This is a genomic window from Mycolicibacterium alvei, assembly GCF_010727325.1.
Lineage (GTDB): Bacteria > Actinomycetota > Actinomycetes > Mycobacteriales > Mycobacteriaceae > Mycobacterium > Mycobacterium alvei.
Genome location: NZ_AP022565.1, coordinates 1311756 through 1331537, shown reverse-complemented (window position 1 = coordinate 1331537; position 19782 = coordinate 1311756). Strand labels below are relative to the sequence as shown.

Annotated in this window: 22 protein-coding genes; 7 read left to right on the top strand and 15 right to left on the bottom strand. The window is 67.1% G+C overall.

What is annotated here, in order from left to right; genetic code table 11:
* Position 1: 1 nt before the first annotated feature.
* The 10 genes from G6N44_RS06300 to G6N44_RS06260 all read right to left on the bottom strand — a co-directional run bounded on the left by G6N44_RS06300 (position 2) and on the right by G6N44_RS06260 (position 8316).
* Positions 2–484, bottom strand: coding sequence for a hydrogenase maturation protease (locus G6N44_RS06300; RefSeq protein ID WP_163669669.1), 483 nt, complete (start codon positions 482–484; stop codon positions 2–4).
* Between the two features lie 13 nt (positions 485–497).
* Entirely contained in the window at positions 498–617 is a 120-nt protein-coding gene (locus tag G6N44_RS29825) for a DUF6893 family small protein (protein ID WP_372508198.1), read from the bottom strand.
* 12 nt (positions 618–629) lie between these two features.
* Positions 630–1943: a hypothetical protein gene (locus tag G6N44_RS06295; protein WP_163662105.1), complete on the bottom strand. Its 1314-nt coding sequence runs from the start codon at positions 1941–1943 to the stop codon at positions 630–632.
* Complete coding sequence (locus G6N44_RS06290; protein ID WP_163662103.1) at positions 1940–2599, bottom strand: DUF6084 family protein; 660 nt, start codon at positions 2597–2599, stop codon at positions 1940–1942. The genes G6N44_RS06295 and G6N44_RS06290 overlap by 4 nt, the downstream gene beginning before the upstream one ends.
* Positions 2596–3228, bottom strand: coding sequence for a DUF5947 family protein (locus G6N44_RS06285; RefSeq protein ID WP_163662101.1), 633 nt, complete (start codon positions 3226–3228; stop codon positions 2596–2598). Before G6N44_RS06285 ends, G6N44_RS06290 begins: the two co-directional genes overlap by 4 nt.
* Positions 3225–4136, bottom strand: a complete 912-nt coding sequence (locus tag G6N44_RS06280) for a NifU family protein (RefSeq protein WP_163662099.1) — start codon at positions 4134–4136, stop codon at positions 3225–3227. Before G6N44_RS06280 ends, G6N44_RS06285 begins: the two co-directional genes overlap by 4 nt.
* A gap of 3 nt (positions 4137–4139) precedes the next feature.
* Positions 4140–5936 (bottom strand): nickel-dependent hydrogenase large subunit, encoded by a 1797-nt coding sequence (locus G6N44_RS06275; RefSeq protein WP_163662097.1) that lies wholly within the window; start codon positions 5934–5936, stop codon positions 4140–4142.
* A gap of 97 nt (positions 5937–6033) precedes the next feature.
* Entirely contained in the window at positions 6034–7089 is a 1056-nt protein-coding gene (locus G6N44_RS06270) for an NADH-quinone oxidoreductase subunit B family protein (protein ID WP_163662094.1), read from the bottom strand.
* Positions 7090–7208: 119 nt separating this feature from the next.
* Positions 7209–7985 carry a hydrogenase nickel incorporation protein HypB gene (gene hypB, locus G6N44_RS06265; protein WP_163662092.1) on the bottom strand — a complete coding sequence of 259 codons (777 nt, stop codon included), beginning with the start codon at positions 7983–7985 and terminating at the stop codon, positions 7209–7211.
* Position 7986: 1 nt separating this feature from the next.
* Entirely contained in the window at positions 7987–8316 is a 330-nt protein-coding gene (locus G6N44_RS06260) for a hydrogenase maturation nickel metallochaperone HypA/HybF (protein ID WP_163669667.1), read from the bottom strand.
* 201 nt (positions 8317–8517) lie between these two features.
* Between G6N44_RS06260 and recA the strand changes: the two genes are divergently transcribed.
* Both recA and recX read left to right on the top strand, forming a co-directional pair.
* On the top strand, positions 8518–9573 hold the full coding sequence (gene recA / locus G6N44_RS06255; RefSeq protein WP_064875336.1) for a recombinase RecA: 1056 nt from the start codon (positions 8518–8520) through the stop codon (positions 9571–9573).
* Positions 9542–10105, top strand: a complete 564-nt coding sequence (recX, locus tag G6N44_RS06250) for a recombination regulator RecX (RefSeq protein WP_163662090.1) — start codon at positions 9542–9544, stop codon at positions 10103–10105. Before recA ends, recX begins: the two co-directional genes overlap by 32 nt.
* 37 nt (positions 10106–10142) lie before the next feature.
* Here recX and G6N44_RS06245 read toward each other — a convergent pair whose 3' ends face one another.
* Genes G6N44_RS06245 through G6N44_RS06230 form a run of 4 tightly spaced genes read right to left on the bottom strand, consistent with a single transcriptional unit; the run spans position 10143 to position 13306 of the window.
* Positions 10143–11039, bottom strand: a complete 897-nt coding sequence (locus G6N44_RS06245) for an amino acid ABC transporter permease (RefSeq protein ID WP_163662088.1) — start codon at positions 11037–11039, stop codon at positions 10143–10145.
* Positions 11039–11719: an amino acid ABC transporter permease gene (locus G6N44_RS06240; protein ID WP_163662086.1), complete on the bottom strand. Its 681-nt coding sequence runs from the start codon at positions 11717–11719 to the stop codon at positions 11039–11041. Before G6N44_RS06240 ends, G6N44_RS06245 begins: the two co-directional genes overlap by 1 nt.
* Before the next feature lie 21 nt (positions 11720–11740).
* The gene (locus tag G6N44_RS06235) at positions 11741–12553 is read right to left on the bottom strand and encodes a glutamate ABC transporter substrate-binding protein (protein ID WP_163662084.1); all 813 of its coding nucleotides are present in this window, start codon (positions 12551–12553) and stop codon (positions 11741–11743) included.
* A gap of 24 nt (positions 12554–12577) precedes the next feature.
* A complete protein-coding gene (locus G6N44_RS06230) occupies positions 12578–13306 on the bottom strand; it encodes an amino acid ABC transporter ATP-binding protein (RefSeq protein ID WP_163669664.1) in 729 nt (242 codons plus the stop codon).
* Positions 13307–13464: 158 nt separating this feature from the next.
* On the opposite strand from G6N44_RS06230, the gene miaB reads away from it, so the two are divergent.
* Positions 13465–15036 (top strand): tRNA (N6-isopentenyl adenosine(37)-C2)-methylthiotransferase MiaB, encoded by a 1572-nt coding sequence (gene miaB / locus G6N44_RS06225; protein ID WP_235683050.1) that lies wholly within the window; start codon positions 13465–13467, stop codon positions 15034–15036.
* On the top strand, positions 15024–15659 hold the full coding sequence (locus G6N44_RS06220) for an Rv2732c family membrane protein (RefSeq protein ID WP_163662082.1): 636 nt from the start codon (positions 15024–15026) through the stop codon (positions 15657–15659). Before miaB ends, G6N44_RS06220 begins: the two co-directional genes overlap by 13 nt.
* A 28-nt stretch (positions 15660–15687) precedes the next feature.
* Here G6N44_RS06220 and G6N44_RS06215 read toward each other — a convergent pair whose 3' ends face one another.
* Positions 15688–17043: a DUF349 domain-containing protein gene (locus G6N44_RS06215; RefSeq protein WP_170309384.1), complete on the bottom strand. Its 1356-nt coding sequence runs from the start codon at positions 17041–17043 to the stop codon at positions 15688–15690.
* Between the two features lie 228 nt (positions 17044–17271).
* Here G6N44_RS06215 and G6N44_RS06210 point away from each other — a divergent pair, with 228 nt between their 5' ends.
* Genes G6N44_RS06210 through dapF form a run of 3 tightly spaced genes read left to right on the top strand, consistent with a single transcriptional unit; the run spans position 17272 to position 19749 of the window.
* Positions 17272–17958, top strand: a complete 687-nt coding sequence (locus G6N44_RS06210) for a class III extradiol ring-cleavage dioxygenase family protein (protein WP_163662077.1) — start codon at positions 17272–17274, stop codon at positions 17956–17958.
* Complete coding sequence (gene miaA / locus G6N44_RS06205) at positions 17955–18863, top strand: tRNA (adenosine(37)-N6)-dimethylallyltransferase MiaA (RefSeq protein ID WP_163669658.1); 909 nt, start codon at positions 17955–17957, stop codon at positions 18861–18863. The genes G6N44_RS06210 and miaA overlap by 4 nt, the downstream gene beginning before the upstream one ends.
* Positions 18864–18882: 19 nt before the next feature.
* Positions 18883–19749: a diaminopimelate epimerase gene (gene dapF, locus G6N44_RS06200; protein WP_163669659.1), complete on the top strand. Its 867-nt coding sequence runs from the start codon at positions 18883–18885 to the stop codon at positions 19747–19749.
* The last annotated feature ends 33 nt before the right edge of the window (positions 19750–19782 follow it).

Genomic DNA, 19782 nt, shown 5'->3' with positions numbered 1-19782 from the left:
CTCAGCCCTCCCTGACCGGGGCCGACAACCGCGCCACGGCGGCTTCGACCGCCGCTACGGCGCCGGGAATCGCGGCAGCAACGGGCTCCGAGAGCCCGATACCGTCAGCCACGGTGGCCACCTCACAACCAATGACGACGGTGTAGGGCGGGCTGCCCCCGAGCGCCCGCATACTGGCGAATACCGCAGCGGGATCCATCGTGTGCGCGTCCAGACCCGGAGCACCCGAATGGCTTTCCCCGTCGACCTCGAACACGTGCAATGCCCCGGCACAGCCCCGGCTCGGCAACGCGTCTACCAGGATGAGGGAATCCCAGCCGTCGAGCAGATCGTAGGCCAGGTGTACGCCCCGAATCCCGTAGTCGCACAATCGAACATCGGCATCCGCCATGGTCGTCGGCAGACGCCGCATCACCTCGGGACCGAATCCGTCGTCACCGAGAAAGATATTGCCGATGCCGGCCACCAGAACTGAAGACGTGATCCCATCCCCTCCGCTACATGCGCCGCATTTTCAGGTATCGCCGGGCGTCCGGGATCGACCGGACCCCGACCAGTACCCCGGCCACCACGACCGTCGCGACGACGATGACGGTGATCCAACCCACAACTTCCATCTCGAACTCCTCTCAGCGCGGTAGCGGCTCGACTTCGTCGGCGCCGAAGTACAGGTAGCGGCCGTACCACTGGTGCAGATCGGCGGCCGGGTCGTCGTCGAGTACGACTCCGACATGGTGTCGGCCCTCGACGTCCTCGTGGACCGAGGCCACCTGCGCGATGCGGTCGGCGAAGAAGATGTCCTGTGCGTCGGCCCGGCGGGACGGGTGCAACCGCACGCGGCTGCCGCGGCCCACCCGTACCCCGTCGATCACCACCGCATCGACAGTGGGATCGACGGCATTGTCGGCCAACGGATCCCACCAGTCGAGACCGTCGGGGATCTCCGGAATCAGACGGGGGTCCTCGGCATGCGGATCACGCAGGACACCGTGCAGGCCGAGCATCGCCTCCGGCGACATCGACTCGCACCGGTCGATGATCGCGGCGGCCCGAGGATCGGTGGCCCGGGCGCTGATCTTCTCCTCGTCGGTCATCGTCATGACCCGCAGCGTGAGGATTTCGTCGATCTCGCATGAGTCGAAGAGTTCGCCCCGGCTCTGTTCGGCGATCTCGGGATGGTCGTAGAGGATGATCGGCGAAACGAGCATCACGTGGTGCGTGCCGCGCGGCCCGGCGAGCACCGGGAAGCACCGATGCTGCGCGCAGCGCTCTGCCGCTGCGGCAGCGGATTCATCGGGCTCCAGCAGCGAGATGAAAGCGCCGTCGGTGATCTCGGTGATCAGGTGGGTGCCGATCAACGACACCGCGATCGCCTCGTTCTTGTCCCGCGCGGGTGCGGCACGATTGCGTACCGTCATGGTGAGCCGCAGTAGTCCGTCGACGGGGTCGGCCCCGATGGTGAACTCGCCGTGCAGACCGCGGCGACTCCGGACGAGCCGGCCGCCCTCGACATTCTCGATGTCGGTGCCCGGACCGACCGAGATCGGCATGGCCCGGGGGACCCGCAGGCCGGCGATGTCGAAGGGGCCCAGCGGCATCTGACATTCCACGGCCTCGTCCCAACTCAGCCACGACCGCCCGGCGGCGGTGAGTTCGTCGACGGGCTCGAAGGTGCCGGCGTCACGACGACGTTCGGCCGTGCGGCGTTGCAGTTGCAGGAACCGGAGCGTGACCGAGATCTGACCGTGCCCGCGCACCAGCAGTTGGGCCGACAGCGAACTGTCCTCGCCGATGCCGGACCGTTGCGCGCCTTCCGGGCCGAGAACACCGAACTGCCAACGACATTGGTTCTTGGCCGTGTCGGCCCGGTACGGGTAGAGCAGATAGCCCTCGTAGAGCACGGCGTCGGCGACCGCGCGGACCTGATCGAGGGGGGTGCTCATCGGATCTCCTGCCCGGCCAGCAGGGTGTCGATCGCCTCGTCGAACGACAGCATGCCTCTGCGGGTCTTGTAGGAAACCAACTCATCGAGGGTGTCCTGGCCGAGGCGCAACCACCCGGTGTTGGGGAAGTGCTGTGCCATCAGCTTCTGCCACACCGCCACCGGCATGTCGAACTGATCCTCCCGGTCCCAGGGAATCTGGGAGACCGCGAATCCGCGGGTGCCCGGTGTGAAGACGGTGCCGCTGAACAGGAACCGCAGTGGCACCGAACCGTCGCGTAGGGCGTGCAGATACTTCGCCGCCGCGACGTCGAAGTCGTAGGTGGCGGCCAGTAGGAGTTCGATGTCGGTGGTGCCGGTGAATCCGGGCACCATCGCGGTGCTGTGCTGCCACAGGAAGGTGTGCTGTGTCGTGCCCCAGCGGTTGCGTGGGCCGAACAGGTCGAGCAACCCGGCGGCTTCCTCGTCGGTGTAGTCCCGCCGTCCCGGTTCGATGCGGATCTGGCAGCGCAGCGCGATCGCGTGTACCGGGGTATCGCCGGGGGCGGTGATGCCGATCCGGGCGGACAGGATCGGGCTCACCGCATACGGTTCGGGTGCCATGTCGAGGATGGCGAACGTGACGTCGGAGGTGGCGTCGGCCGGGGGTGCGGTCATCGCGTCACCGGCTTGCTGCGGTCGGCGAGACGGTCGAAGAACCCGTCGACATAGTTGCGTACGTCCTGGCCACCGTCGAATCCCCGCCACAACATCCGCAGCCGTCCGACGAACTCGTAGCACGTGTCGATCGGCACCACATGGCAGGTGGGTGGCCCGGTCTCGTCGTCGCCGATCCGGACCAACAGGGCTTCGGTGTCCTCGGCGATGAGGTCGACTCTCGGGTCGGAACGCCGGATCGTGGCCCAGCCGTCCAGTGGCAGTTCGGATTCGGTTGCCCCGGCGGGGCCGGGATAGAACGCCACCACGCGTGACAGTGCCGAGTTGCGGAAGAAGAAGGCCAGACCGACCGGGATCTGCAGTGCCTCCCACGCCCGCCGGTCCAGGGCGAAGCCGGGGAAGCTCAGGTAGCGGTCGCCGACGGCGCGGTAGCGCAGTTGGGCGTGGCTGTCGGTGAACAGCAGGTAGCACCCTCGGCAGACGCACATCAGTTGTCGCCCCACCACATTGACCACATGTTGATGCGGCTCGGCGATCGGCTCGGCGCACATTTCACAGCTCTGGCCGTCCCGGCGCGGTCCCGGTGCCGCGGCGCGGACGCGGGCCAGCACGTCCAGCGGCCCGGTCACGATACGACCTCGTCGGCCAGGGCGATCGAGCTCACGCCGTCACGAACCAGCAGCGGTACCGGTTCCAGGTGCACACCGGACCCGTCGTCCGCGCCGATCCCGGCATGCACCACGTCGAAACCGGAATCGCAGTGCGGGCAGTGCACTACCGAGCCGGTCAGCGTGGCGCCGGCCAGCCCCCGGGTGCACTGCGGGCAGCGATCCCGGTAGGCGAACAACTGGGCACCGATCCGACAGGCCAGCACCGCGGTGCCGTCGACCTCGAACCCGCCGAGCTCGCCGGCGGCCAACTCGTCGAGAGCCGGGACCGGCCGCCAGGTGGCGTGCCGGTGCCCATCGGGGTGCACCCGGGCCAGCAGGGACTCGGCGGAGAACAGCTTCGGCTCGGGGGCGTCGGTGACGACGTCGATCGACGAGATCTCCGGCGCGGCCGCCCGGACCGCGTCCTCGACAGCCAGCTCGAGCGTGGCCGCCGAGGACGGGCAGCTCTTGCAACTCCCGGTGAACCGCAACCGCACCACCGGGCCGTCGACCTCGATCAGATCGACATCACCACCATGGGATCCGAGGTAGGGCCGGACACCGTCGAGTGCGTCGGAGATCCTGCGGTGCACCGGATACGGATGCAGCCCGTGCACCAGAAGCAGACTGGCCACCAGGTTGTCGGCGGCCACGGCCTCGGCGACAGTCGTCTCGTCCGGCGCGTGGTCGGTGGCAATCCGCAGCAGCCGTCCCAGCGCCGCGCCGTAGAGGTCGGTGAGTTCGCGTACGAGCTGCTCTGCGTTCGCCCGCGCACGAGCACCCCCGGCACTGCCGGCGTCCAGCAGGCGCCCGATCCGATCACCCGCCGTGCGCCACCGTGTGTCGTCGTCAGAGTCGTCCGGGAACGGCGTCGGGGCGAGCGGCATGTGTCATTCCCCGGTGGCGGTTTGGGTGGGGGAGTGCAGCAGGTCCAGTGATTTCCCTTCGCCCAGGTACATGTGGACGCCACAGGGCAGGCACGGATCGAAACTGCGCACCGTACGCATCACATCGATGCCCTTGAAGTGCTCCCGGTCGTTCTCCTCGAAGATCGGCTGGCCCTGTACCGCGTCCTCGTACGGGCCCGGGGTGCCGTAGCTGTCGCGTGGATTGGCATTCCACGGTGTCGGTGGATACGGGTGATAGTTCGCGATCTTGCCGTCGCGGATCACCATGTGATGGCTCAACACCCCGCGCACCGCCTCGGTGAAGCCGCACCCGATCGCCTCGTCGGGAACCTCGAAACGCTCCCATGTCTTGGTGCGGCCGGCACGGATCTCGGTGAGCGCCTTCTCGCAGAAGTGCAGGGCGCAGGCGGCGGCATACGCCTGGAAGTACGTGCGGGCTCGATTGCGTTCGATGGTGTTGCTGCCCTTGGCCGGGATCTTCCACTCCAACTCGACCGGGCCCTTGAGCGCAGTCTTGGGAAGGTTGATCTGCACACTGCTGCCCGTGGCCTTGACATAGCCGATGTCGACCATGCCCGCCAGCGCGGTCGACCACAGTCGCGCGAGTGGGCCGCCGCCGGTGTCGAGGGCGAGATGATCCTTGCCGTCATACCACCGTGGCGACATCACCCAGCTGTAGTTCTCGTCGAAATCGCGCTTCTGCGGCTTGGGGTTGGTGTGCTGGTTCCACGGATGGCGCCGGTCGATCGGATTACCGAGCGGATCGGTCTTGACGAACATCTCCTGGTCGGTCCAGTCGTCGTAGTAGCTGTGGCCCAACAGGATTCGTATCCCGAGGTTGATGTCGACCAGCGAGTGCGTCAGCAGTTTTCCGTCGACCACCACACCGGGGGTGACGAACATGGCGTCGCCCCAACGTTCCATGTCCTTGTAGGCGAAGTTGCAGACCTCGGGATCCTGGAAGGAACCCCAGCATCCCAGCAGGGTGCGCCGCAGGCCGACCTGGTCGTAGCCGGGCAGGGCTTCGTAGAAGAAGTCGAAGAGATCGTCGTGCATCGGCACGACCTTCTTCATGAACTCGACGTAGCGCATCAGTCGGGTCATGTAGTCGGTCATCAGCTGAATGGTCGCGGTGGTCCCGATGCCGCCCGGGTAGAGCGTCGACGGGTGCACATGGCGGCCTTCCATCAGGCAGAACATCTCCCGGGTCCACCGACTGACCTGCAGTGCCTCCCGGTAGAACTCACCGGTGAACGGGTTGAGCGCGCGCATGATGTCGGCGATCGTGCGGTGGCCGTGCGCGTCGGCGTGCGGCGCGGCGGTGTTCTCCGCCTTGGCCAGCACGCTCGGGTTGGTCTCGGACACCATCTTCTCGCAGTAGTCCACGCCGACCAGGTTCTCCTGGAAGATGTTGTGGTCGAACATGTATTCCGCGGCCTCACCGAGGTTGACCAGCCATTCGCCCAGATGCGGGGGTTTGACCCCGTAGGCCATGTTCTGGCAGTAGCACGAGCAGGTCGCGTGGTTGTCCCCGCAGATCCCGCAGATGCGGCTGGTGATGAAGTGTGCGTCGCGAGGGTCCTTGCCCTTCATGAAGATCGAGTAGCCGCGGAAGATCGACGAGGTGCTGTGACACTCGACCACCTCGCGGTTCGCGAAGTCGATCTTGGTGTAGATGCCGAGGCTGCCGACGATGCGGGTGATGGGATCCCACGACATCTCCACCAGCTGACCTGGTTCGCGTGTCGCCTGTGAGGGCCCGGGAATTGTGGTCGTCATCGATCTTCTCTTTCCTGGAATGCGCTGCGATACCGAAGTTCTCGACGTCCGGGGTAGCGGCAGCGGTGGGAAGGCAGGTGGCGGGACGCACCCGGCACTACCAGGTGCGCTTCGCCCCGGTGTCCAGGGTCGTGCCGCGGTGGCGCCACCGGGGTTCTTTGTCGAGGGTGCGTGCGGTGACGCGACGCAGGTTGCGGATCACCGATCCGTACATCGCCGAGGCTGTGGTGGACACCTTGCCGCCCGGCGGTTCGTCCATGAACGGCATGAACTTGTCCGGGAACCCGGGCATGGTGCACCCGATGCAGATGCCGCCGACGTTCGGGCAGCCGCCGATACCGTTGATCCAGCCCCGCTTGGGCACGTTGCATTTCACCACCGGACCCCAACAGCCCAGTTTCACAATGCATTTCGGTGATCCGTACTCGGTAGCGAAGTCGCCCTGCTCGTAGTAGCCGGCTCGGTCGCACCCCTCGTGCACGGTGTTGCCGAACAGCCACCGGGGCCGCAACGACTCGTCGAGGGGGATCATCGGTGCCTGGTCGGTGGCCAAGTAGAGCAGGTAGGTCAGCGTCTCGGAGAGGTTGTCGGGCTGAATGGGGCAACCGGGCACGCAGACGATCGGGATGCCCGCCTTGCTCTTCCAGTCCCAACCGAGATAGTCGGGCACCCCCATGGCTCCGGTCGGATTGCCTGCCATGGCGTGAATCCCGCCGTAGCAGGCGCAGGTACCCGCCGCCACCACGGCGGTGGCCTTGGGCGTCAGCCGATCCAGCCATTCACTGGTGGTCATCGGTTGATTGGTGGCGGGGTTGTTGCCGAACCCGCACCAGTAGCCTTCGTTCTTGAGCTGCTCGTTCGGGATGGATCCCTCGACGACCAGGACGAACGGCTCCAGTTCATCTCGTTCGGCCTTGAAGAACCACGACAGGAAATCGTCGGCGCCCCCGCTCGGTCCGCACTCGAAGTCGATCAGGGGCCAATGGACGGCGATCTTGGGCAGACCGGGAAGCGCCCCGAGGGCGATTTCCTCGATGCTCGGTTGGGTGGCGGCAGTCAACGCCACCGAATCGCCATCACAACTCAGACCGGCATTGATCCACAGCACGTGGATCAGTGCCTCTTCTGCTTTGACTGCTGCCTCGGTTGGCATAGGTCACAGCTTTCCGGGGCCAGGGCTGACGGCCCCAATGGCTCGAGCTTAGCCGCGCGCGGCCTGCTTGAGACCTCAAACTCCGGGATAGTTTCCTGGGTGGTTGTCTTGTCAACGGGCTAGTGCGCCTGCGTGGTGTTTACCTGTGCGTCAATCCAGGCATACCAGGCGTCGAGCCCGTCGCCGCGAGTGGCCGACGTCGGTAGGATCGTGACGCCGGGATTGACGGATCGTGCATGGCGGCAACAGGTTTCAAGATCGAAGTCGACGTAGGGGAGTAGGTCGATCTTGTTGAGGATCACCAGGCCCGCCGCGGCGAACATGTGCGGGTACTTCAACGGTTTGTCGGTGCCTTCGGTCACCGATACGACAACGACCTTGCTGTATTCGCCGAGATCGAACAGTGCCGGGCAGACCAGGTTGCCGACGTTCTCGATGAACAGCACCGACCCCGGGTCGGGATCGAGGCTTTCCAGCGCCCGGTGGATCATCGCGGCGTCCAGGTGACATCCCGCGCCGGTGTTGACCTGAACCGCACGGGCTCCCGCGGCCCGGATCCGGTCGGCATCGAGCAGCGTCTCCTGGTCGCCTTCGATCACCGTCACCGTGCGGTTCGCGCCGAGCTCGCGGATGGTCCGTTCGAGCAGTGTCGTCTTGCCCGCACCCGGGGAACTGGTGATGTTGAGCGCCAGGATGCCGCGTTCGGCCAGCCACTGCCGGTTCTGCTCGGCGATGAGGTCGTTCTTGGCCAGCACCTTCTGTTCCAGCGAGACGGTCTCGGTGTGTTGATGGTCGCCGTGGGGGTGCTCGTGGTCGTGGGGATGGTCGTGGGGATGGTCATGACCGGCGAGGGTGATGACGGCCCCGTCCTGACCGCAGCCGCAGGTTGCGCACATGTCAGCTCACTTCCATCGAGAGGATCCGCAGTTCCCGGCCGTCGGTCACCTCGACGTCGGCGCTTCCGCACGGGCACAACAGGATCAGATCGGGCAGGCCGAACTGCGCTCCGCAGCTGCGACAGTGGGCCGCTCCCGGGTGGATGTCGAGGTCGAGGCGGGCACCATCGGCCACCGTGCCCTGGGTGACCAGGTCGAAGCAGAAGAGCATGGAGTCCGGGACGACCGCGCACAACGCGCCCACCTCGAGCTTCACGCTGTGCACACGGCGGCCGGCGGCGTGCTCGCACACCGCGTCGACAACACTCTGGGTGATCGCCATCTCGTGCATCGCTGCCCCGTCTCCGGGCCGGATGCTCCCACGATAGGCCCGTTTCGCCGTGCGCACGGCGTGTCCGCTTGAGTCGAACAGGTGTTCGCTTTACTGTGGGCGGTGTTCGAGCGGAGATCCGGAGTTGTCGGTGCCCTGGCCTAACGTCACGGCCAACCGATCGGATCACCGGTCAACACGACTACTTGGAGAGGCACCATCATGGCGCAACAGGCCCCTGATCGCGAAAAAGCGCTCGAGCTGGCGATGGCCCAGATCGACAAGAACTTCGGTAAAGGCTCGGTGATGCGCCTCGGCGAGGAGGTGCGCCAGCCGATCTCGGTGATCCCCACCGGTTCGATCTCTCTGGACGTGGCTCTCGGCATCGGTGGCCTGCCACGTGGCCGCGTGGTCGAGATCTACGGCCCGGAATCCTCGGGTAAGACCACGGTGGCGCTGCACGCGGTGGCCAACGCCCAGGCTGCCGGCGGCATCGCGGCGTTCATCGACGCCGAGCATGCCCTGGATCCCGAGTACGCCAAGAAGCTCGGTGTGGACACCGATTCACTGCTGGTGAGCCAGCCCGACACCGGTGAGCAGGCACTGGAGATCGCCGACATGCTGGTGCGCTCGGGCGCGCTGGACATCCTCGTGATCGACTCGGTGGCGGCCCTGGTGCCCCGTGCCGAGATCGAGGGCGAGATGGGCGACAGCCACGTCGGTCTGCAGGCCCGCCTGATGAGCCAGGCACTGCGCAAGATGACCGGTGCGCTGAACAACTCGGGCACCACCGCGATCTTCATCAACCAGCTCCGCGAGAAGATCGGCGTGATGTTCGGCTCGCCCGAAACCACCACGGGCGGTAAGGCTTTGAAGTTCTACGCCTCGGTACGCCTCGACGTCCGCCGCATCGAGACGCTCAAGGACGGCACCGACGCGGTCGGTAACCGGACCCGCGTCAAGGTCGTCAAGAACAAGGTTTCGCCGCCGTTCAAGCAGGCCGAGTTCGACATCCTGTACGGCCACGGCATCAGCCGCGAGGGCTCGCTCATCGACATGGGCGTCGAGCACGGCTTCATCCGCAAGTCCGGGTCCTGGTTCACCTATGAGGGCGAGCAGCTGGGCCAGGGCAAGGAGAATGCCCGCAAGTTCCTGCTGGAGAACGGCGATGTCGCCAACGAGATCGAGAAGAAGATCAAGGAAAAGCTCGGCATCGGTGCTGTCGTGACCGCCGAAGTGAAGGCTGATGACGTCCTTCCCGCCCCGGTTGACTTCTGAGCCGTCGGGTACGCCCGAGGGGGAGCAGACGCAGGATCCTCGCAAACGCGAGGAACAGGCCAAGAACGTCTGCCTGCGCCTGCTCACCGTGCGGGCCCGCACCCGCGCAGAGTTGATCGAACAGCTCACCAAACGGGGTTACGAAGAAGAGCTCAGCGCCAAGGTCCTCGACAGGCTTGCCGAGGTGGGCCTGATCGATGACGAGGACTTCGCCGAACAGTGGGTGCGGTCCCGGCATGCCAACTCGGGAAAAGGCAAGCGCGCCTTGGCCGTCGAGCTTCGCAAGAAGGGCGTCGACAAGGAGGTCATCGACGCCGCACTGGCCGATCTGGACCCAGCTGCCGAACGGCAGCGGGCTGAACAGTTGGTCCGCGACAAGCTGCGTCGTGAGCGCCTCGACGCCGAGGACGGCGACGTGAAGGTGACCCGCCGGCTGGTCGGCATGCTGGCTCGTCGCGGCTACCACCAGTCGATGGCCCTCGACGTGGTCAGGGACGAGCTGGCCGGCGAGCGGGAGCGCCGGCGGGTATAGCGGCCGCATTGTGTCGCTATACCCGCTCTTTCCGAGCTCAGTCCCGCTGGGTGTGCAACACCTGCGCGCCCGGTGCGCCTTCCTGCTCGACGGCCTCGGCCTCCATCGGTGCAGGACCGCGATCAGATCGGCGCAGTCGCCGTTCCAGCCAGGTGGCCAACCACGACAATGTGAAGTTCGCGGTGATCATCAAGATGGCGATGACGATCAGTGCGGGCAGGTAGTTGCCGTATGCCGATCCGATGACCGTGCCCTGCCGCACCATCTCCACGAAGGTGATCTGGTAACCGATCGCGGTGTCCTTGAGCACCACCACCAGTTGTGACACCAGCACCGGCAGCATTGCGGTGATCGCCTGCGGCAGCAGGATCAACCGCATCGTCTGTGCCCACGACATGCCGAGCGAAGCTGCTGCCTCCCGCTGCCCGCGCGGCAGCGTGTTGACGCCCGCCCGCACGATTTCGGCGATCACGGCACCGTTGTAGAGCGTAAGACCCGTGATCACGCCGGCCAGCGCCAGATGCTTGGACGGGAACGTGTCGTACACGGCGTAGAGGAAGTACGCGAAGATCATCATGATCAGCACCGGCACGGCCCGGAAGAACTCCACGGTCACGCCGCAGACCCACCGGATCGGCGCAATCGGTGCCAGTCGGCCCACCCCGAGCAGCACGCCGAGGATCCCGGCCAGCACGATGGAGATCGCCGCGGCGGTCAGCGTGCCCTGCACACCGGGCAGAACGTACGTCTGCCAGAGGTCGGCGGTCAGGAAAGGTTTCCATTTCTCGCTGGTGAGCTGACCTTTCTCCGCCATCCGCGAGATCACGAAGCCCGCGAGCACTGCCGCGACGACCACGGTCAGCGCCGTGAGGATGCCGTTGCGGATCCGAGCCCGTGGGCCCGGGGCATCGAAGAGAACGGACGCGTTGCCCATCAGCGTGCCACCGCCAGTCTCTTACCCAACCATCCGAACGCCAGCCCCAGTGGCAGCGTCAGGATCACGAACCCGGTGGCGAAGATCACGCCGACTGTCATCAACGCAGCGGTGTTCTCGATCATCTCCTTCATCAACAGTGCGGCCTCGGCCACCCCGATCGCCGAGGCGATGGTGGTGTTCTTCACCAGCGCGATCAGCACCGACCCCAGCGGAATGATCACCGCTCGAAAGGCCTGGGGCAGCAGGATGATCCGTAGATTCTGCCCGAAACTCAGACCCAGTGACCGGGCGGCCTCGGCCTGGCCCAGTGGAACCGTGTTGACGCCTGAGCGCACCGTCTCACACACGAAAGAGGCGGTGTAGACCGTGAATCCGAGCACCGCCAGACGGAAGTTGCTGTCCGCGATCGATGTCGACGAATGCGGGTCGACCAGGGTGATGCCCAATGTCTGGCCGACACCGAATGAGCAGAACAGGATGATCAGCGTCAACGGCGTGTTGCGCACGATGTTCACGTACGCGGCGCCGAGCCAGTTCATCACCGGCGTCGGGGCCAGTCGCATCGCGGCGAGCACCGTGCCGAGGACCAGCGCACCGATCGCGGAATACACCGTCAGCTGGATCGTGGTCCAGAACGCCGCGAGTATCTGATCGCGGTGTGCGTCGAAAATCTCCACGGTCGGCGCGCTACCCCCGGCTCAGCCGCGGTCGACGGCGGGTGGCGCCGGGGTCTGGATGCCGGCCGGTCCGAGATTGCGCTCGAACGCTTCCTTCCAGGCGCCGCTGGACTCCATCTTCTCGATCGCGTCGTTGATCTTCGTGCGGAGTTCGCTGTCGCCCTTCTTCAGGCCGATGCCGTAACGCTCCTCGGAGAACGTGTCACCGACGATCTTGAAGGTGCCCGGGCTCTGCGCGGCGAAGCCGGCCAGGATCACCTCGTCGGTGGTCACCGCGTCGATGATGCCGTTCTTGAGCGCGTCGACGCACGCCGAATAGGTGTCGAACTGCTGCAGCTGCACCTTCGGGTACGTGGTTTTGATGTTCTGCGCCGGGGTGGAGCCCGACACCGAGCACAGCTTCTTGTTGTTCTCCAGCGAGGCTGCCCCGGTGATGTCGGTGTTGTCGGCGCGGACCAGCAGGCTCTGCCCGGTCAGCAGGTACGGGCCGGCGAAGTCGACCTTCTCCTTGCGCGCGTCGGTGATCGAGTAGGTCCCGACGATGTATTCGACCTGACCGTTCTGGATCAGCGTCTCGCGCTGCGGCGAGGGGGCTTCCTTCCACTCGATCTTGTCCTCGGGGTAGCCGAGTTCGTTGGCCACGTACTTGGCGACGTCGACGTCGAACCCGGACATGGTGCCGTCGGGCTTCTTCTGGCCGAGTCCGGGCTGGTCGTATTTGGTGCCGATGACGATCTTGCTGGAGTCGCTACCGCCACCGCAGGCGGTCGCGGCGAAGGGGAGTGCGATCGCGAGCGCGACGGTACCGATCAATTTGAACGGTGCGGAGGGCATGTTCGGGGTCCTTTCGGCGGAGCGTCAGTGATGAAGGATCTTGCCGAGAAAATCTTTGGCGCGATCGGATTTCGGGTTGTCGAAGAACTCGGTCGGTGCTGCGTCCTCGACGATGGCGCCGTCGGCCATGAACACCACGCGATCCGAGGCCCGGCGGGCGAAGCCCATCTCGTGGGTGACCACCACCATCGTCATGCCCTCGCCGGCGAGTGAGGTCATCACGGCCAGGACCTCGTTGATCATCTCGGGATCCAGGGCGCTGGTGGGCTCGTCGAACAGCATGACCTTCGGGTTCATCGCCAGCGAGCGTGCGATCGCCACGCGTTGCTGCTGACCACCCGACAGTTGCGCGGGGTACTTGTCGGCCTGGTTGGCCACCCCGACGCGGTCCAGCAGCACCATCGCACTCTCCCGGGCCCGTGCCTTGGACCGGCGGCGCACCTTCACTGGGGCGAGCGTGACGTTCTCCAGAATTGTCTTGTGCGCGAACAGGTTGAAGGACTGGAACACCATGCCGACATCCGAACGCAGCTGGGCCAACTTCCGGCCCTCGGCAGGCAGCACGTGACCGTCGATCGCGATGCGGCCCGAATCGATGGTCTCCAGCCGGTTGATGGTGCGGCACAACGTGGATTTGCCCGATCCCGACGGGCCGAGCACCACCACCACCTGGCCACGGCCCACATCGAGGTTGATGTCGTTGAGTACGTGCAGCGAGCCGAAGTGTTTGTTGACCCCCGACAGCGAGATCATCGGCACGTCTGGTGTCGCGGCGTCGTCGACCTGCGGCTGCTCGCCGGGGCTACCCATGGCAGGTGACCTTACCCAGCGAAGGTCCGGCCTGCCCGGATCTCGCGAATGCGCCGCGTTGCCGTTTCCGGCGGCTCCGTACCATTGAGGCCGTGACGACGATGGTGAACCGTGACGCGGCCGACGAGCGGTTGCGCGCGGAGTCGACGGCGCAGGGCAGCTCCGTGCGTACCTATCAGGTCCGCACCTACGGCTGCCAGATGAACGTGCACGACTCCGAGCGGCTGTCCGGCCTGCTGGAGGACGCCGGCTACCGGCGTGCCCCCGAAGGCACCGACGCCGACATCGTTGTGTTCAACACGTGTGCGGTGCGCGAGAACGCCGACAACAAGCTGTACGGCAACCTCAGCCACCTGGCCCCGCGCAAGCAGTCCGATCCGAACATGCAGATCGCCGTCGGCGGTTGCCTGGCCCAGAAGGACCGCGATTCGGTCCTGCGCCGCGCGCCCTGGGTCGACGTGGTGTTCGGCACCCACAACATCGGGTCCCTGCCCACGCTGCTGGAGCGGGCCCGTCACAACCGGGCCGCCCAGGTCGAGATCGTCGAAGCACTGCAGGAGTTTCCGTCCACCCTGCCCGCGACGCGGGAGTCCGCCTATGCCGCCTGGGTGTCGATCTCGGTGGGCTGCAACAACACCTGCACCTTCTGCATCGTGCCGTCCCTGCGCGGCAAGGAGGTCGACCGCCGGCCCGGCGACATCCTGGCCGAGGTGCAGACCCTGGCCTCCCAAGGCGTGCTCGAGGTCACCCTGCTGGGCCAGAACGTCAACGCCTACGGGGTGTCATTTGCAGCGGACGAGCGCTTGCGCGAGGACCCGACGAACTGGTCGGATGTACCCCGCGACCGCAGTGCGTTCGCCAAGCTGCTGCGCGCCTGCGGTGACATCGACGGGTTGGAGCGGGTGCGCTTCACCTCACCGCACCCCGCCGAGTTCACCGACGATGTGATCGAGGCGATGGCGCAGACCCCCAACGTCTGCCCGACGCTGCACATGCCGCTGCAGTCCGGTTCGGACCGCATCCTCAAGGCGATGCGCCGTTCCTACCGGGCCGACCGGTACCTGGGCATCATCGACAAGGTCCGGGCCGCGATTCCCCATGCCGCGATCACCACCGACCTGATCGTCGGGTTCCCCGGCGAGACCGAGGAAGATTTCCAGGCCACCCTCGACGTCGTCGAGCGGGCCCGTTTCGCCACCGCGTTCACCTTCCAGTACTCCATCCGGCCCGGCACCCCGGCCGCCGAGATGCCCGACCAGTTGCCCAAAGCGGTTGTCAGCGAACGTTATCAACGCCTGATCGACCTGCAGGAGCGAATCTCGTGGGAAGAGAACCAAGCTCAGGTGGGCCGGGAAGTCGAGTTGCTGGTCGCCACCGGAGAGGGGCGCAAGGACGCCGCCACCGCCCGCATGTCCGGACGGGCTCGCGATGGCAGGCTCGTGCATTTCGCCCCCGGCGACACCGACATTCGGCCCGGCGACATCGTGACCACCACGGTGACCGGCGCCGCGCCGCACCATCTGATCGCCGACGCCCCATTGACCACGCATCGGCGTACCCGCGCCGGTGACGCCCATGAGGCGGGGCGGCGCCCGCGAACCGGTGTCGGCCTCGGCCTGCCGCGGATCGGTGCGCCGGAAACCTCGCCGTCATCAGAAGGATGTGGCTGTTGAGCAACGAACGCGACTTCGATCGGTTCAAGGACGACCTGGCCGCCGTCGAACGCAAGGTCACCCGCGAGTTCGACACGGGTCCGCGGGCGATGGTCGTGGCCATCCTGGTGTTCGTGGTGCTGCTGTCGTTCGTGCTGCCGCACACGGGTTCAACCAAGGGGTTCGACGTCCTGGTCGGTGACGCCACGGCGCTGAACGACGGCATCTCGCTGCCGTCGCGGGTGTTCACCTGGTTGGCGTTGGTGTTCTCGGTCGGGTTCTCCACCCTGGCGCTGATCACTCGCCGCTGGGCGCTGGCCTGGACGGCCCTGGCGGGTTCGGCGGTGGCCAGTGCGCTCGGCATGCTTGCGGTGTGGTCGCGGCAGACCGCCGCGGGGCATCCCGGCCCCGGAATCGGGCTGATCATCGGCTGGCTGGCCGTGATCGTGCTGACGTTCCACTGGGCCCGCGTGGTGTGGTCGCGCACCGCGCTGCAGCTGGCGGCCGAAGAGGACCGGCGCCGTGACGCCGCGCAGCATCAGCAGCGCAGCGTGCTCGGCATGCCCCTGCCCGGCGACACCGAGAGGGGCGCCGGCAAGCCCGACACCACCGGCGAGAAGCCGGACCAGCCGGATCAGACCTAGCCAGGGTTATCCCCCCAGCCCTCAGGTGCTACTTGCGCTCTCCGAGCGTGGCGGCCGCGGCGTCGGCCCACTGACGCCACTGTTCGGCACTGGCCCTGGCCTCGGCCGCGTCCTTGGCGCGGCCGGCGGCCTCGGCCTTCTCGGCCTGCTTCTCGAACTGCTCGGCACGTGAGCGGAACTGGTCGGCGCGAGCCTGGGCCTCGGGATCGACACCGCCCGTCGGAGCGTCGCGGATCTTCTTCTCCACGTTGCGCAGGCGTCGCTCCAGATCGGCGGCGCGCTCGCGGGGAACCTTGCCGATCGCGTCCCACTTGTCGCCGATCGTGCGCAATGCCGCACGGGCCGCATCCAGATCCGTCGTATCGATCTTCTCGGCCTCGGCCAGCAGTGCTTCCTTGGCGGTCGCATTCGCCTTGAACTCGGTGTCACGTTCGGCGTGGGCGGCGTTTCGGGCCCCGAAGAACGTGTCCTGAGCGGCCTTGAACCGGTGCCACAGCGCGTCGTCGACATCCTTGGAAGCCCGTCCGGCGGCCTTCCACTGGGTCAGCAGATCGCGGAAGGCGGCGCCGGTGGCGCCCCAATCGGTCGAGCCGGACAGCTGCTCGGCCTGATCGCACAGCGCTTCTTTGGCCTGACGGGCGCCGACCCGGCCACGGTCCAGTTCGGCGAAGTGCGAGCCGCGACGGCGGTTGAACGTTTCGCGGGCCGACGAGTAGCGCTTCCACAGGGCATCGTCGATCTTGCGGTCCAGCCCGGTGATCGTGCGCCACTCATCGAGGATCTCGCGCAGACGGTCACCCGCGGATTTCCACTGCGTGGCATTGGCCGCCAGATCCTCGGCCTCGACGGCGAGTGCCTCCTTGCGTGCCGTTTGGGCGGCGCGATGCTCGTCGCGCTGGGCCCGCTCGGTCGCCGCGGCGGCATCGGCATGTTCCAGGATGGCGGTCAGCCGCGAGCTCAATGCCTCCACATCACCGAGAACTGCTGCAGTGGGCAGGCTTTCGGCCAAGGACGCCGCCGCAGACTTGATCTTGCGGGCATCCCCGGTACCGGAAGTCAGCCGGCGTTCCAGCAGCGCGATCTCGGTGTGCAGATCATCGAAGCGTCGGCCGAAGTGGACGAACGCCGATTCAGTGTCACCGGCCTGCCACGAGCCGATGACACGCTCGCCGGATCCGGTGACCAACCACACCGTGCCGTCGTCGTCCACCCGCCCGAATTTGCGTGGATCGCTGGATGGCGCCACCGCAACCACCGGGGCGACCCGGCTGGGGCGGGGTGCCGGGCGGGGTGGTCCGGGCCTTGGGGCAGGCGTAGGAGTGGGCCTCGGTGTGGGCCCGGACGCCGGCTGGGGGGTGGCTTCGCCTGGCTCACTAGTTGTCATATCCGCTCCTCGTACTCCGCACGGTTGCCCGCGCATCTGCCGCGCGACGCGGCGCCTGATGCTGTCGCTTTTGTCCGCTATTCAAGCAGGTCGTGCTGTGCCGTGCGCACGCCTTTAGTCGCAATGTCCTGACAAACTCGCCCCGGCGGTGTCCGGAATCCGCCGTTCCGGGCGTCCTACCGGCCCTCGGCGCGAGGCGAACCAGGGGTCGCGCACTAGTTTGGTGAGGTGCTGAACGCCATCGCGATCGTTCCCGCCACCCCGGTTCTGGTGTCCCAACTTGTGGGTGCGGCCGCGGTCGAGGTGGCTGACCTCCGCGAGTCCGTCCTCACCGCGGCGGGCTCGCTGCCGTCACGCTGGCTGGCGATCGGGGTCGGCCCCGATGATGCGGTGTACGGGCCGGACTGCGTCGGGACCTTCGCCGGCTACGGCGTCGACGTCCCGGTGGCTCTCGGCCCCGGGCCCGGGGGAGAGCCGGTCGAGCTGCCGCTGTGTGCGCTGGTCGCCGGGTGGATCCGCGGGCAGGCCACGCCCGGCACAGACATCGAGGTGCATACCTACGCTTCCGCGCACCCGGTCGGCGACGCATTGGCGCGGGGCCGCGCCCTGCGCGCCCGAATTGAGGAATCCCCGGATCCCGTCGGCGTCCTCGTCGTCGCCGACGGGGTGAATACTCTGACCCCGGCAGCCCCCGGCGGGCATGATCCGGACTCGCTGCCGGTCCAACAGCAACTCGACGACGCACTGGCCACCGGCGACCTCTCGGCGCTGGCCGAGCTGCCCGAGACCGTGCTCGGCAGGGTGGCCTACCAGGTGCTGGCCGGACTGGCCGAACCTGGAACGAGCTCGGCCCGGGAGCGCTACCGTGGAGCGCCGTACGGAGTCGGCTACTTCGTCGGCGAATGGCTGCCGTGACCCGGCCGATCGCGATCATCGGGCCCACCGGCACCGGGAAATCGAACTTGGCATTGGCGGTTGCCGAGCAACTGGGCGGCGAAATCGTGAATGCCGATGCGATGCAGTTCTACCGCGGTATGGACATCGGCACCGCGAAGCTGCCGGTCGCCGAGCGGCGCGGCATCCCGCACCATCAGCTCGATGTCCTCGACGTCACCGAGACCGCGACGGTGGCCCGCTACCAGCAGGATGCCGCGGCCGACGTGGAGGCCATTGCGGCGCGCGGCGCGGTCCCGGTGATCGTGGGCGGTTCCATGCTCTACATCCAGTCGCTGCTGGACGAATGGACGTTCCCCGCCACCGACCCGCAGGTGAGGGCCCGGTGGGAGCTCCGATTGGCCGAGGTGGGGGTGGCCGCACTGCACGCCGAACTGACCCGGGTGGATCCCGCGGCGGGGGCGTCGATCCTGCCGACCGACGGCAGGCGCATCGTGCGGGCTCTGGAGGTCGTGGAGCTGACCGGTCAGCCGTTCGCCGCCTCGGCGCCGGCCATCGGTGCACCCCGTTGGGACACTGCGATCATCGGATTGGACTGGGACACCGCCATTCTCGATCAACGTCTGGAACAGCGGACGGACCTGATGTTCGACGAGGGGCTGGTCGATGAGGTGCGCACGCTGAGCGGCCGCGGGCTGCGTGACGGCGTCACCGCGGCGCGCGCACTCGGCTACTCGCAGGTGCTGGCCGACCTGGATGCCGGGGGAGACGGCTCGGCGGCTCGCGAGCCGACGTTCATCGGCACCCGCAGGTATGTGCGCCGGCAACGGTCCTGGTTCCGGCGTGACCACCGAGTGGTGTGGCTGGACGGTGCGGCCGAGGGCCTGGTGCACGACGCACTGCGGGCGTGGCGGCACGTATCCTGATCAGGTGATCTTCGGCTCGATCCCTTTCGCGAAGGGGCACGGCACCCAGAACGATTTCGTGGTGCTGCCCGACCTCGACGCCGCGTTGTCGCTGACGCCGGCCGCGGTGGCCGCGCTGTGCGACCGACGCCGCGGCCTCGGCGCCGACGGCGTACTGCGGGTGACGACGGCCGGTGCCGCGCAGGCCGCCGGGGTTTTCGAACGACTTCCGGACGGCGTGGCAGTATCCGACTGGTACATGGACTACCGCAATGCCGACGGGTCGATCGCGCAGATGTGCGGCAACGGCGTGCGGGTGTTCGCGCACTACCTGCGGGCCGCCGGGCTGGAATCGGCTGACGAGTTCGTGGTCGGCTCGCTGGCCGGCCCCCGCCCGGTCGTGCTGCACAGCGTCGACGCCACCACCGCGGACGTCACCGTCGAGATGGGCAAGGCGAACCAGTTCGGTACGGGCACCGCCGTGGTCGGGGGCCGCAGCGTCAGCGGAGTGGCCGTCGACGTGGGCAATCCGCACCTGGCCTGTGTCGGGCTGACCGAGGACGAACTGGCGGCCCTCGACGTCGCGGCGCCGGTGTCCTTCGACCCGAAACTGTTCCCCGACGGCGTCAATGTCGAGGTCCTGACCGCACCGGTCGACGGCGCGGTGTCGATGCGTGTGCATGAGCGGGGCGTCGGCGAGACCCGCTCATGCGGTACCGGCACTGTTGCGGCCGCACTCGCGGCGCTGGCCCACCAGGGTGCCGACACCGGGATATTGCGGGTGCGCATCCCGGGCGGTGAGGTCACCGTGACGATCACCGAGTCCACCAGCTATCTGCGCGGGCCCTCGGTACTGGTGGCGCGCGGCGAACTCAGCCCCGTGTGGTGGAGTGCCGCCCATGCGTAATTGGAGTGCGCGCGGCCCGATCCACGTGACAAT